The 14,761-nt window shown below is 43.7% G+C and carries 9 protein-coding genes; 5 read left to right on the top strand and 4 right to left on the bottom strand.

What is annotated here, in order from left to right; all coding sequences use genetic code 11:
- Positions 1 to 15: 15 nt before the first annotated feature.
- The 4 genes from rpiA to HXT43_RS04675 all read right to left on the bottom strand — a co-directional run bounded on the left by rpiA (position 16) and on the right by HXT43_RS04675 (position 5,048).
- Positions 16 to 714 (bottom strand): ribose-5-phosphate isomerase RpiA, encoded by a 699-nt coding sequence (gene rpiA / locus HXT43_RS04690; RefSeq protein ID WP_004105437.1) that lies wholly within the window; start codon positions 712 to 714, stop codon positions 16 to 18.
- Positions 715 to 1,102: 388 nt separating this feature from the next.
- The gene (locus HXT43_RS04685; RefSeq protein ID WP_415707217.1) at positions 1,103 to 2,209 is read right to left on the bottom strand and encodes a ribonuclease H family protein; all 1,107 of its coding nucleotides are present in this window, start codon (positions 2,207 to 2,209) and stop codon (positions 1,103 to 1,105) included.
- A 34-nt stretch (positions 2,210 to 2,243) separates the two neighbouring features.
- A complete protein-coding gene (gene pgm, locus HXT43_RS04680; RefSeq protein ID WP_101885886.1) occupies positions 2,244 to 3,917 on the bottom strand; it encodes a phosphoglucomutase (alpha-D-glucose-1,6-bisphosphate-dependent) in 1,674 nt (557 codons plus the stop codon).
- Positions 3,918 to 3,947: 30 nt separating this feature from the next.
- Entirely contained in the window at positions 3,948 to 5,048 is a 1,101-nt protein-coding gene (locus HXT43_RS04675) for a diacylglycerol/lipid kinase family protein (RefSeq protein ID WP_004105433.1), read from the bottom strand.
- Positions 5,049 to 5,430: 382 nt separating this feature from the next.
- Here HXT43_RS04675 and HXT43_RS04670 point away from each other — a divergent pair, with 382 nt between their 5' ends.
- The 5 genes from HXT43_RS04670 (at position 5,431) to HXT43_RS04650 (ending at position 14,701) form a co-directional block, all read left to right on the top strand.
- Positions 5,431 to 7,248 (top strand): L,D-transpeptidase, encoded by a 1,818-nt coding sequence (locus HXT43_RS04670; RefSeq protein ID WP_112928497.1) that lies wholly within the window; start codon positions 5,431 to 5,433, stop codon positions 7,246 to 7,248.
- Positions 7,245 to 8,729 carry an App1 family protein gene (locus HXT43_RS04665; protein WP_415707216.1) on the top strand — a complete coding sequence of 495 codons (1,485 nt, stop codon included), beginning with the start codon at positions 7,245 to 7,247 and terminating at the stop codon, positions 8,727 to 8,729. The genes HXT43_RS04670 and HXT43_RS04665 overlap by 4 nt, the downstream gene beginning before the upstream one ends.
- Before the next feature lie 89 nt (positions 8,730 to 8,818).
- A complete protein-coding gene (locus HXT43_RS04660) occupies positions 8,819 to 11,323 on the top strand; it encodes a S9 family peptidase (RefSeq protein WP_415707215.1) in 2,505 nt (834 codons plus the stop codon).
- A gap of 287 nt (positions 11,324 to 11,610) precedes the next feature.
- Positions 11,611 to 12,321 (top strand): Crp/Fnr family transcriptional regulator, encoded by a 711-nt coding sequence (locus HXT43_RS04655; protein ID WP_004105425.1) that lies wholly within the window; start codon positions 11,611 to 11,613, stop codon positions 12,319 to 12,321.
- Between the two features lie 58 nt (positions 12,322 to 12,379).
- A complete protein-coding gene (locus tag HXT43_RS04650) occupies positions 12,380 to 14,701 on the top strand; it encodes a transglycosylase domain-containing protein (protein WP_174143438.1) in 2,322 nt (773 codons plus the stop codon).
- The last annotated feature ends 60 nt before the right edge of the window (positions 14,702 to 14,761 follow it).

The raw sequence follows: 14,761 nt of genomic DNA, 5'->3' as shown, positions 1-14,761 counted from the left end.
TTTCGATTAGTTTCGCTACTTATTTGGGTTTGTAAGCGTGCGAGGACCGTTTGGATCGCCAACAATCACCGTGTCAACCATGTTCAAGAACAAGCCGTGTTCCACAACGCCAACAGTTTCAATCAAATCTTTCGCCAACTCCTGCGGATGCTCAATGCGCTCCATGTGCAAATCAACCACGAAGTTGTTCTCGTCGGTGCGCACTTCCTTGCCGTCAGCATCAAGACGCAAAACTGGCTTATATCCGCGCTTTTCGAACTTACGAATCACCTGCGCGGAGCCAAACGGAATCACCTCAACAGGAAGTGGGAACTTGCCAATCGTGTCGACTACCTTACTTGCGTCAACAATCCACACAATGCGGTCGGAATTAATAGCCACAATCTTTTCCCAAAGAAGAGCTGCGCCGCCGCCTTTAATTCCGTTGAAATTCTTGTCAACCTCATCAGAACCATCGATTGTAACGTCAATGTGATCCACTTCGTTAATGTCGAGAATCTTAATGCCGTAGCCCTCTGCCTGCTCTTGTGTGCGACGAGAAGTGGTGACTCCTGTGAAGCTCAAGCCTTCTTCCTTAACTCTGCGGCCAAGCTCGTCAACTAAGAAACGCACTGTAGAGCCGGTGCCAAGACCAACCATCATTCCATTCTTTACAATCTTTGCGGCTTCAATGCCTGCTGCTTTTTTAAGCGCATCTTGTTGTGCTTTATCCATTATCCCTGCTTTCTTGTTTTTGTTATTCCCGAGTTCGCCGATGAACTTCCATCGCTATTTGCGGGAGAGGCTTTGTGTTTTTATGCGTGCCTCATTTTCGTACATTTCCATATTAACCTTTGCCAAGATTTTTAGGGCTATGTGCATCTTAGTTGCGTCGTCATTCATTCACGGGATATTCGTGTGGTAGAGATTTGAGATTTTTCGCACTGAACGAAGGACGCTCGCGCGGTTAACGCGCTCGCTACTGAGCTTGCGCTGAAAGCACACTGTGCTTTCAACTTGAGCAAGCTCACGCTCCGAGTTGCTTTCGCGCGCGCAATGCTGCGCGAAAGCAGGTCGTCGCGCCCTCGTTTGGAGCGCAACACTAAACGAATTGCAAAAATAGCTATGAAAGGTAGAAGGCAGTTGGAGATAAATGCAAGGTGCCGTCGGGCTCTACGTAGCCGCTTACGTTGATTGTGCCGGAAATAAAACGCGCCTCGCCGTTAAAGCTTGGGCTTGTGTTTGGCGGGGGAGTAAACTGCAGCACGCCAGAAACACTTAATCCTTGAACTGGTTTAGATGTAGTTTGCGTAACATTTTGCTCTGTTTTTGGAACTTCTTGAACAATAGTTATAGCGTCTTGCTGGTGCATATCTTGTTTATTTTCTATTGATAGTGCATCTTTTTCGCTATTTTCTAACGTTTCACGCTTTGTTTCACGCATTTGTTCAGGCTTCGTTTCACATGCTGCTTCTTGCGTTTGTTCGCGCGCTGATTCATTTGCAGATTCAGTTAGATCACTAGCGTTTTTACTATTTTGTGCAGAAAAATCAGGATTAATATCTTCACCAACTGTGCGTTCAAGATGATATTCTGCATTGGAAATTTTGCCATCTAAAAGCATTTTCGCATCACTTGGCACATTCGTACCTTTTGCATATTCAGAAGCAAGAAGCGACTTCCAGCCTTCTAAAGGCAAGTATCCGTCCTTCAAACCATTTCGGCAATCTTCCGCATATCCGCGCGCTAGTGTATCAACTTTTTCGTTTCCTTCGTTTCCTGCGTGACCCTTAACCCACACGAATTTTACGGCGCCTTCGCGCTTAGTAATTTCCGCGTCGATTGCTCGAATCAGCTCGGCATTTTTAACAGGTTCATTTTTAGAGTTTTTCCAACCGTTCTTTTTCCATCCGTGAATCCACGTAGTTGCGCAGTTTATAGCGTATTGTGAATCACTTTCGATTGTGAGCGGCTCACTTCCAGGATGTGCTCGTAAAGCTTCCAAAACTGCGCATAATTCGCCAATTTGATTTGTGCCATTAGTTGCGCCTCCAGCATCTGCATTGCCTGTGTGATGGTGTTCGTTAGAGCTACCAGACTCGTCAATGTGATCTGCCCACGCCCAACCCATTGAACCGTTTGGGTTTCCGAGCGCGGAACCGTCTGTTGAAACAACAATCATGACAAAACCTTTCAAAAATGCGCCGGCTGCAGATTGCAACCAGCGCAATTAGTAGATTCTTTATTTACGCAAGATTATTACGTTACGCTAAAGCCTTGTCGACTACAGCAGTAGCTTCCTCAAGCACCTTGTCAAGTGCTTCTGGAGAAACGAAGGATTCTGCGTAAACCTTGTAAATATTCTCGGTACCAGATGGGCGAGCAGCGAACCAGTTGTTCTTAGTCGTCACCTTCAAGCCGCCAATCTTTGCGCCGTTTCCAGGAGCTTCCGTAAGCTTTGCGGTAATATCTTCGCCAGCAAGCTTAGTTGCTTCAACGTCGCTGCCGCTCAAAGCTGCGAACTTCTGCTTTTGCTCAAGAGTTGTCGGCGTATCGACGCGCTTATACCAGCTTTCGCCAAAGCGAGCAACCTGATCCTGGTGAAGCTGAGCTGGGTTCTTGCCAGTCTTTGCAGTAATTTCCGCAGCGAGTAAATCAGGAATCAAACCATCCTTATCGGTGGTCCACACGCGACCATCTTTGCGCAAGAAGCTCATGCCGGAGCTTTCCTCTCCGCCGAAAGCAACTTCGCCGCTAAAGAGTGGGTCAACGAACCACTTGAATCCAACTGGAACTTCCACAAGCTTTGCGTTAATAGAAGCAGCCACGCGGTCGATCAAGGAAGAAGACACAAGCGTCTTGCCGATAGCAGTATTCTTTGGCCAATCCGGACGAGCACCGCCGAACAAATACTCCACGCATACCGCAATGTAATGGTTCGGGTTCATAACGCCCCAGTTAGGGCACACAATACCGTGGCGGTCAGCATCTGGATCGGTGCCGCCAACCAAATCGTACTTATCCCAAGCGCCAGCGTTAAGCTGATCAACTAAGCCCTTCATTGCGTAAGGGGAGCTTGGATCCATACGAATCTTGCCATCGTGGTCAATAGTCATGAATCGCCAAGTTGGATCAACTTCTGGACGCACAACGCCGATGTTCAAACCGTACTTTTCGTTCATAAGTGGCCAGTAGTTTACGCTTGCGCCGCCGAGTGGGTCAATTCCCAAACGCACGCCGCTAGAGCGAATCACATCGAAATCGATTACATTAGCCAAATCGCTAACGTAGTGTTCGCGGTAATCGAAGCCTTCAACCAAATCAGACTTGATTGCTTCCTCGAAAGGTACGCGCTTTACGGACTTGTAATTGTCGAGCAATTCGTTTGCGCGAGCTGCAATTGCGTTAGTTACTTCCGCAGGTGCAGGGCCGCCTGTTACAGGATCGTACTTAAAACCACCGTCGGTTGGTGGGTTGTGCGAAGGGGTGACGACAATGCCGTCAGCCAAGCCGTCGCCGCTAAAACGCTGAGTGCCGTCGGCTGCGCGATTATGAGTCAAAATAGCCTGAGAAACAACAGGAGTTGGCACGAAGTCGCCGCGAGAATCCACGCGAACGTGAACTCCGTTAGCAACCAAAACCTCAATAGCGGTTTTTTGAGCAGGCTCAGAAAGAGCGTGCGTATCGCGACCAATATAAAGAGGACCAGTTACGCCAGCTTTCTTGCGATATTCAGCAATAGCTTGCGTAATTGCCACAATATGAGCTTCGTTAAACGAAGTTTTCAAAGCAGAACCACGGTGACCGGACGTGCCGAAAATCACGCGCTGTTCTGGAATGTTGGAATTTGGAACTTCATCATAGTAAGCGCCAACCAAAGCGTCGACGTCGACTAGATCTTCTGGGGTGGCGGGCATTCCCGCATTTTTTGCTACCATAATTTTTTATTTTGCCACAGCGCTTGTATTTTATTTATTTTCTGGCACTCTTACGCACAATGCTTGCTTGTCAACAGTGAAGCGCAAATGTTTCGTATATCCCAAAATGTCGCCGTCTACTTGCACTGGAGCAGATTTTTCTAATTGCACTTCTGCGCTAAAACCTTGCGTTTGGTCAATTCTCGAGCCTGCAGAAAGCGAATCCTGCTGGAGTGCGCGCCCTGTTAGCGTTTGGTGTATTACTCCTCGGAACAAATTAGCCCAACCAATTAAACCGCCAGAAGTGTCAATAATCTCAAAATCAAGCACACCATCGTCGTATGCTGCTTCTGGCATAAGCGAAAACATAGGAATTTGACCGCAATTTCCAGCCATAAGTGTGCGGAAAGTCAATCCTTTTAGCACACTTTCGTCGCCATTTGAACGCTGTAAGGTAACGGTTGCGCGATATTTTGGCATAAACAAATGCTTTACACCAGAGACAAAATAAGCAAGCCAACTAATATTCTTTTTTAAGTTTGGATCAGTGTCGTCAATCATTAACGCGTCAAAACCAATGCCTGCAATAATTAAGAATGCGTGTCCATGATCTTCTTCTGGATTGTCGAGAATCGTTACGCGCCCAACGTCAACCTGCCTAGAGCCGTGAGAAGTTGCAACACGCAGCGCAGCATCCACGTCGTTTACTGGAATTCCCATATTTCTAGCAAAAAGATTGCCAGTTCCAATAGGAATAATTCCCATCGCATGACCTTTACCGCTTACTGCGCTCGCAACAGTACGAACCGTGCCATCTCCGCCGACTGCTACTACTACATTAGCTCCATTTGAAAGTGCTTCTAAAGCGCATTCGCGTCCATCTTTATCTAACTGTGTATCAATAATTTCGTAGGTTAAATTGCGTTCTTTGCAATAATTTTTAATACTTTCGCGATACGATTCCGCTTGTGGTTTTGAAGGATTAAGTATGAATGCGTAATGCACTGAGTCGCCGTGTCGTTGAGCAAGTTTTTCTGCCAAATGATGACGTTTTAAAGCGCGCGAAACAATCATGATGACGAATGGTGCGAGTACAAGCGCGAATACAATCATCATAAGAGCAATAGTCGCTTGAATAGGCATAGTTGGCATACCTCCTATTCTTGCACATTATTTTTTCTACAATACTAAATTTTGCGGCATATTGCGAATATTTACGTTTTTTACACATTTGTGTAGTATTTATTGTTTTTATAAATATCGTTTATTGCTTGTATTAGATGTTTATTAGTTACTCATTAGGTGTCGGCTAGTTGCTAGTTAATTGTGCATTTTGCTGCTTTTGCTTGTTCTTTGCTCGTTTTTTAACGTGTATTATTCGCATTAATTCTGTACTAAATATTTAGCTAGTTATATAGCTAGTTATGTAACCAGTTATGCTCTCATGTTTCGCTAATACTAATTTCGTGCGTCGCTAGTGGTAAACTGTGCAAGCGTGTCTGTCGCATACAATTATTGAGCAGAGGTTTTGAATATGGCTGAATTACAGCAAAATTTTGAGGGAGATGAATCCTTCAATATTACATCTAGTAATATGCCTGATGATGCTAGTGACGATACTGTTGCTTTTATGCAGGTTCCTCAAAGTCATGTAGAAGATCAAATGGCTGATAATTCTGTTAATTATGAGGGAACTCTTGCTGATAATTTAGGCGAAGTCGCCGATGAAGAAGATACTTCTGGAGACATTGTTGACGATATCGTTGAAGATATTGCCGGTAATAAGAAGAATGTGTTTGGCAATAATGCTACATCTTATGGCATGTATGCAAATGCAACTCCTGCCGATTCAACTGCAACCGATTCATTTAGAGTAGTAGAGCCGAAAGCAAAGAAACATCGTGCGAACCGTTCCGCATTGGCGTTGATGTATTCGCTTCTTATTTTTGTTATTTTGTTAGCTGCAGCATTTTTTGCACTTCATTTGTATTTCAACAATCGAGTTGCTCCAGGTGTTGATTTTGGTGATGCTTCTATTACGCGCAATCTCACTGGCTATCAGGAAGATTCTGTAAGCAAGACTGTTCAGAATGCTGTGGACCATAGCGAATTAGTAATTAGTGACGATCAAGGCAATAGTGTTGATGCAGATTTGAGTCAACTTGGTGTCAAGATTGATAAGAACGCAACTGTAAAAGCTATTATGAATGCTAAGCGAGATAATTTATTTACTCGTATTATGCCTTGGGTTCATCAAACCGTGAGCTTGAAAGCTGTACGTGATGATTCTGCTTTGGATTCGTACTTATTGCATAAGTTTATTCGTGAGAAGGATCGCGCTGTACCTTATAGTGCAGTTTTCGACAAGGATTCTGAATCTTACAAGGTAGAGGATGGTATACCTGGTCGCACTATAGAAACTATGTCTGTTCGTGAAGCAGTAAAAAAGTTAATTGCTCACCCTGGTAAAACAGTAAAAGTTTCTGTTACATCTCGACGCACTGACGCTCCTATTAAGCTTGATGCAGCGCAGAAACTTGTAGATGATTTAAATAAACTTCTTGAGAAAAAAATCACGTTTAATAACGGTGACGGTAAAGATTTTACGGTTCCAAAAGAAGCGATTGCGTCTTGGATCAGTATAAAAGCAGATACGACTCGCCGTAAGCTTTCTTACACAATTGATGCAGATAAAGCAGATTATTATTTGTCTCAAGTTCTTCCAAAAGAGCTTAATCAGCAAAAGATTAATCAGGAAGATGCAGTCAATAAAGAAGGCAAGTTTATTTTCACAACACTTAAAGGTTCTAATGGTGTTGAAATTAGCTATTCCGATAGTATTGCGAAAAAGGCTGTAGAATCTTTGCGCAATGGCAATGATTTCAAGATGTCTGTTCCTTCAAAAATCACTAAGTTTACCGTTGAAAAGAAGCTTGTTGAAATGCGCATTGTTGTTGACAAAACAACCCAAACGGCTTCTGTTTATAGGAATGATGAACTTGTAAAAACATTCCCTGTTTGCACAGGTAAGCGCGGTGCCGATGATTCAGCTTCTGGTACATTCTTTATTTACTTGCGTTATGCTTCACAAGATATGCGCGGTAGGAATGGCGATGGCTCTCCTTACTTCTCTCCTGGAGTGCGTTGGGTTAGCTATTACCATGGTGGAGAAGGTTTCCACACTGCTTCTTGGAATTATAAGGGTATTGCAACTGGCGATGCTGCAAATCACGGCTCTCATGGTTGCATAAACATGTATGAGCAGGATGCTCGCTGGATTTTTGAAAATTGTCCACGTGGCACTATTGTGCAAATTGTTGGCACGACTCCGGATGGTCCGGTACGCGAATGAGCGAATCTGTGGGTAACTCACTTAACAAAGATGAACGCGCCGAAGGACTTTCGCTTTCTGCGCGTTCTAATCTTGAGTATGTGCAAAGCCCACAATCTACTCCGCAATTAGTGGCGTCTAGACGGATTAGCAGTGCGCCAATTCCTGTGCATGTTACGGCAACATTGTTTGACGCTCCTTCTAAAGCTGAGCGTATTGACAATAAGCCATTGCTTGTGCGTTTTGGTCGCAGGCTCGTTACGTCTATTGTCGGCATGTGGATGCGTCTTGCTGGTCGTGTTGCTCGTCGTTTTGGCTGGTTTCCAAGTGTTGAGCCATATATTGGGTATGGAACGCATAGATATGCTCGCTTGATTTGCAGAACTGTGTATGCTCCAAAGCTTGGTCATCATTCTGCTCTAAAACGCGGAATTTATGCGATGCTTGTTGTTCCTGCTGTGCGTGTGCGCGTGGCTTTGTCTATTGACGGTATTCCTGTAGAAACAGCTCAAATTGGCGATTCTGAAATATACGATAAGCCTGAAGGTTCACGCGATGGTAGTGCAGAGTACTGTATTTCTGACCGTGCAGGGTATTTAGATTTAATTACCGAACGCGCTTTAGAGCCTGGTCGTCACGTTGTTTCGTATTCTGTTAGTGACCGTGAGCCTGTAAAAGCGAGTTTATTTGCTATTGATGCAAATGTTCCTGTTGGTGTTATTTCGGACGTTGACGACACTATTATGGTTACTCAAGCGCCTTCGCCAATTCGCGCTGCTTATAATTTGCTTATTATGAATCCTGCTCATCGTTCGCCAGTTGCTGGAATGTCTGAGTTTTTCCAGTCTTTAGAGCGTTTGCGTGACGATATTCCATTTTTCTATCTTTCTACTTCTCCGTGGAATGTTGAGGCTTCAATTCGTCACTTTATTGATCGCGAAAAGTTTCCTGAGGGTCCTCTTCTTCTTCGTGATTTGGATCCGCGTCCTAAAACTTTTATTCCAAACGGACCGCAGCATAAATTAGAATTTGCAACTCAACTTATGGATGATTTTCCTGGCATGCGTTTTGTGCTTATTGGCGATGATGGTCAAAAGGATCCTTTAACGTATGCGAATATTATTCGTAAGCATCCAGGTCGTGTGCTTGCAGTAGGTATTAGGCAATTGCGTAAGCGTGCTACTGTTGAGGATTTTCGTCGTAAATTATCTCGTGATTTTGCTGTTGCTTTAAGTGCATCTAAACGTGCGTATGTTTTTTCGGATGCTCTTGATACTGCGTGTGAAGATGCGCAAGAAATTCCTACTATGGCGATCGAAAAATTACATAATGCTAACGAGTTTTCTGGTGATATTGATGATTTTGATGATGCTCAAATGCGCATAATTGAAGCAGAAGGTGCTGCTGGTACTTTGCAAGGCGTGCCATTTTTTGCAGCTCCTCAAGGCAAAGATTTAGCTAAAGTAATGCTTCCGTTTATAGAGGAAGCGATTGCGAAATAGTATAAAATAATTGCAAAATAATTTTGTAATATTAAAGAATTGCAGAAAATATTTCGTTACTAATATATAAGAGCTGAAGAAAATACTTAATGAAAATTAAAAGAGGTGTAGCTATGAATAATCAAGATTTTGCAAAGCCAAAAGCGGCAGAACGCATACCGTCGGCACGTGAATTCCATGGCGACACTTATATAGACGAATATGCTTGGATGAAAGATCGCAATAATCCTAAGCTTATGGAATACGTCAATAGTCAAAATGCTTATACTGAACAGCGTGTAAAGCACTTAGCAAACTTGCGTTCTACATTATTTGACGAGTTGCGCTCAAGAGTTCAAGAAACAGACATGTCTGTTCCTGTGCGCATGAATAATTACTGGTATTACGTGCGCACTGAAAAAGGCAAACAATACGCTGTGCAATGCCGTATGAAAGTCGAAAATAGTGACGATTGGAATCCGCCAACTATCGACAATTCTGCAAAACCTGGCACAACTGATGGTGAAGAAATTTTATTTGATGCAAACCTTGAATCTGAGCACTCTGGTGGCAAGTTCTTTAGAGTCGGTGGAATGGATTTGAGCACCGACGGTTTGCGAATGCTGTACGGTGTCGACACTCAAGGTGATGAACGCTTTAACTATTTTATTCGTGACTTTTCTACAAAAACATGTTCTTGGTCGCAGTTAGAAGAATCGTGGGAAAATCTTGCTTCTGCTTCACTTTCTCCAGATGGAAAATGGGTGTTTTATGTAAAGCTTGATGATGCTTGGCGTCCTTATCAGGTTTGGAGGCATAAGGTTGGCACTAACGTTTCTAATGATGTAAAAGTTTTTGAAGAAACTGACGAGCGATTTTTTGTTGACGTGTATGAAAGTTTTGACGAACGATACATGATGATCAGTAGTAGTTCAAAGACTACATCGCGCGTGCTTATGCTTCCTTTGAGCAATCCTGAAGGCGAATTCCGTATGGTTATTGAGCCGGTTGAGGGGGTGGAATACGATATTTCTTTCGCTTGCTTTGAGAATGCTGGCGAAAATGGTGAAGATATTCCAATTGCGATTGTGTGCCATAACGCTAAAAATCCTAATTTTGAAATTGACATTATTGATATGAGAGGAAATTCCGGCAAGTTTGATGAGCATGTAACGTATAAGCTTTCGGATGGAGTATGTGTTGCGTCGGGTTCTCCTTATGGTTGCGAGCAGGGAGATGCTTGGCAACAAGGTGCCGGAAGTGAGCCTATTACAAAGCCTTATAATTCGCCTCAAAATCCTGAAATATTGCAAAATGCAGTTGGATTGAGCATAAGCGGATTGTCAATGTACAAAAATTATGTGGCACTAGCTTACCGTTCTCAAGGTTTGCCGCATTTGGCTGTAATGAGCAAGAAGCGCGCTGTTGAAGATTTTTTGCAAGCAAAACCGTGGCGTTTTTGCGAAGTGCGACCGCTTTCTTCCCAGCTTGCGAATCAATTTACGGATCAACCTACGGATCAATTTTCTTCTCAACTTACGGATCAACTTGCGGATCAAGCGCAAGCCGAATCACGTGCTGCGCTCGCAAATATTTCACAAGAAGAAATCAACAATAATCGCTTATTTAGTATTTCTATGACTGGAAATCCTTCGTACGAAGCTCCGCGTATGCGTTACGCTTTTGGCAGTTACGCAACTTTAGGTCAACTTCGCGAGTTGGATCCTTTAACAGGCGAAGATGTGCTGCTCAAGCAAGGTAAAATTTTAGGCGAATTTAATGAGCACAATTATGCTGAAAAGCGCGTTTGGATTACTGCTCGAGATGGTGAGCGTGTGCCAGTATCGCTTGTGTGGCGTCCGGATAAAATTTCTAAAACTGACTCAATGTTTATTACTGGTTATGGAGCGTATGAAGTTAGTTCAGACCCTACTTTTTCTGTCGGTCGCTTGAGTTTGCTGGATCGCGGCGTGTTATATGCGCAAGTGCATGTGCGAGGCGGCGGTGAAATGGGTCGCGCGTGGTATGAACAGGGTAGGCGTGTTAATAAAAAGCATACTTTTGAAGATTTTGTTGATGCCACGCGTGCTTTGCAAAATGCTGGTTTTGCTTCTGCTTGCCATACTGTTGCAAACGGTGGTTCAGCAGGAGGCTTGCTTATGGGTGCTATAGCAAATATGGCTCCGGAATGTTATGCAGGAATTGAAGCAGACGTGCCTTTTGTAGATGCTCTTACGTCTATGCTCGACTCTTCTTTGCCGCTTACTGTAACAGAGTGGGATGAGTGGGGCAATCCGCTCGATGATTCTGAAGCTTATGCTTATATGAAATCGTATACTCCTTACGAAAATGTGCCTTGCGCAAAAACGGAAGATGGTCGCAAGAAGTTAGCTGATTTTCCGAAAATCTTAATCACATCGTCTATTCACGACACGCGCGTGCTTGTTACGGAACCTTTGAAATGGCTCGCTAAATTGCAAGCTTCTGGGGTTGATGCAATTGCTCGTATTGAAACTGACGGTGGTCACGGTGGCACTTCTGGCAGGTACAGGCAATGGCAGGAGTTAGCTTATGAAAACGCATGGTGCTTGCATGTTATGGGAGTAAATAGTTAGTCGGAAGCGGCAGAAACTTTACTGCGTTGTAAAGTAAATGTCGTTTGTGTGCTAAAAGGCGGCAGAAACTTTACTGCGTTGTAAAAAAAACGGTCGTTTGCATGCTAAAAAGCGGCAGAAACTTTACAACGGCGTAAAGTAAATGTCGTTTCCTCGTCTTTCGTGATATCATAGGTCAGGTGATGTGCGTTTTTCGCTTACGCTTTTCGTTTGCGTTTGCGCTCATCCGCATACAGGTAGTTCAATGGAGATATCTACTTATTGCTTAATGAAGGGGTAGAGCAGCAATGGCAACACTCAGCGTTGACAGCGATGAATTTTCACTGCAACATACCGCATTGTTTAAGCAAGTTCCAGCTGATCAAGTAAAAGAATTGATGCAGTATTTGCAAGAATCGACATTTAAAAAAGGTTCGGCAATTTTTAATGAAGGCGATACTGACCATCGAATGTACTTGCTTGAGCGTGGAAGAGTAAAATTAGTTCGTCATTCAAACGACAATCGTGTGCAATTGTTAAGTATTCACACTCCTGGCGAAATTCTAGGCGAAATTCCCGTTTTTGATCCTAGCGGCGGTCCTCGTACAGCTTCAGCAATATCTATTACCAACAATACTAGAGTTTTATGGCTAGAAAATGACGTGTTATTCCATTGGCTAAACAATCACCCTAGCGTTGCAGTAGATATGCTTCAAGTGCTTGCAGCGCGCATGAGAGCAAATAATGAGCGAATTTCCGACTTAGTTTTTATGGATGTTCCTGCTCGTTTAGCGAAGACTTTGCTGAATTTAGCTTCAAGATTTGGCGAGCCTATGAGCGATGGCTTGCTTGTGCCGCATGATTTAACGCAAGAAGAGCTTGCGCAACTTGTTGGCTCTTCACGCGAAACAGTTAACAAAGCACTTATGGATTTTGCAAACAGAGGCTGGATTATGCGCCAAGGCAGGTCAATTATTATTTATAAGCCTGGCATGCTTATTCGTCGAGCTGAGCGTTAAAGTGCGAATGTTTATGATGCCAGTTTTCAAGTAGAGGCAAACCTTTAGAATAGTACGCATGCCGAAAAAGAATTCACTGACTGTTCGCCGTGTGCTAGCACTGTTCCTTACCTACATCACTTTGTGTGTTGCAGGAGGTGTTGCAGCAAGTATTATGTTTGTTCCTGGCGTAATGAGCGTGAATAGCATAGTGAAAACAGTAGTACCTTCACTTCGCGTTGACGGCATCGATTTTGATGTAACTGCTTTGCCGCAAAAATCGCGACTTTACGCTTCTGATGGCAAAACTATTATTGCAACTTTTTATGCTCAAAACCGCACTGTAGTGCCGCTCCGACGCATATCGCAATATATGCAGCGAGCAATGGTTGCTCGTGAAGACCGTCGATTCTTTGAGCATTCCGGCGTAGATATGCAAGGTGTTATTCGCGCATTCGTGCAAACATTCGTTAAAAAGGGAGATATGCAAGGTGGCTCTTCCTTAACTCAGCAATATGTAAAAAATGTGCTTATGATTAAAGCTCGCGAAAATAACGATCCTTTAGCTGAGTATCACGCTTCTGAAGGCACTATTGCTCGTAAATTGCGCGAAATGCTTATTGCAATTCAAATGGAGAAAAAATACTCTAAACTTGAGATTTTGCAGGGATATTTAAATATTGCGCAGTTCGGTAGCAATAATATTTACGGCGTAGAAACTGCAGCTCATCGCTACTTCAATACGAGCGCTGCAAAACTTAATCTTGTGCAATCGGCAACTATTGCTGCAATTACAAAGAATCCTTCGCGTTACGATCCTTCTATTGAAGCAAATCAGCCTGAAGCGCAAAAGCAGCGCAATATTGTACTTGATTTAATGCTTCGTCAAGGTTTTATTACTAAGAGCGAGCATGATTCCGCTGTTGCTATTCCTCTTAAAAGCACTCTTAACATACAGAGGGAAGTTTCTAAGATTGGATGCCAAGCTGCAGGTGATGCAGCATTCTTCTGCGATTATGTAACGAAGAAAATTTTGCATTCTCGCGAGTTTGGTAAAACTGCTGCCATGCGCGAAAAGTTGCTTACTGAGGGTGGTCTTGATATCTACACAACTATGGATTTGCGCGCCAGCAAGGCTGCTATGAAAGCTGCTAGAGATACGATTCCTGTAAACGATAAGAGCGGTTTTGAAGTTTCAATTGCGGCAATTAAGCCTGGAACTGGTGAAGTTTTGGCATTTGGCAGCAATCGTATTTATGATGCTACGGATGCTGCAAAATCAGATCCTACGCATACGGCTTTGAACTATGCTGTAGATGAGCGCGATGGTGGCGGTCTTGGTTGGCAGATTGGTTCTACGTGGAAGCCAATTAATATGGTTGCGTGGATGCTTGCTGGAAAGTCAATTAATCAGCCTCTTCGCACTTCTATGCTTTATAACAATGCTGATTTTAATTGCAGCAAATTCCGCGGAGTTGGTAGTTGGTCGGTTCAAAACTCTGGTGGTGGCACAATTAATCCGGAAACTCCTTTGCAAGGTCTTGTGCGCTCGCATAACACCACTCAGGCTTCTATGGCTCAGCAAATTAAGCTGTGCTCTATAGCGGATGCTGCTCGCATACTCGGCTACCATAATTCGCCTCTTGGTCAGGAAAGCGTGTATTCTGCTAACTCGCTTAATCCGCCTATGACGATTGGTTCTGTGCAAGCTTCGCCTTTAACTGTGGCGAATGTGTATGCAACTCTTGGCGCTGATGGCGTGGCATGCGATCCTATTGCTATTAAGCGAGTTGTTGACAAAAACGGTAAGCGTTTGAAAGTTCCTAGTGCGCATTGCCATCAAGCAATTCCAAAGGGAATTGCTCAAACTGCTGCTTATGCGCTGAATCAGGGTGTTGTGCAACCTGGCGGCGAGGCTTCAACTACCCAACTTGATGGTGGTCGCAAGACTTTCGCAAAAACTGGTACTAACGAACAGTACTACATGACTACAGCTGGTTTTGTGCCGTATCAAGTTGCTTCGTTTGTGGCAGTTGGTAACGCCGAATCACAAAAAAGCTTTAATGGCATGACTATTAACGGTCGTACAATGGCAGCTTGGTATGGTATGTATATTGCAACGCCAGCGTGGAAACAGTTTATGAATGACTATTTGAAAGCTGCTAACATTCCTGTTGACAACGATTATGGCAAGCCTGATCCAAAGTACACTGCCGGTGGAACTCTGCCTGGCATGCCTAAAAATACTGTTAAAACTGATCAGCAGAAGCGAGATGAAGACGCTAGAAAGCAGGCAGCACAAGAACAGCAGGAAGAAGCTAAGAAACAAAAGAACACGCAAGATCAGTACGGCACTGCTCGTCGCGACGACTATAGTAATTCAGAAACTGATAATTACTAAATGGTATTTGTTAACTCGTAATTGCTAGTTAACTTACTAAATACTAAGTTGTTTTGTGCT

The organism is Gardnerella sp. DNF01195 (assembly GCF_049244175.1).
GTDB classification, from domain to species: Bacteria; Actinomycetota; Actinomycetes; order Actinomycetales; family Bifidobacteriaceae; genus Bifidobacterium; species Bifidobacterium leopoldii.
Note: the sequence above shows the minus strand (reverse complement) of the source record. Positions and strands in the feature narration are given on the sequence as shown.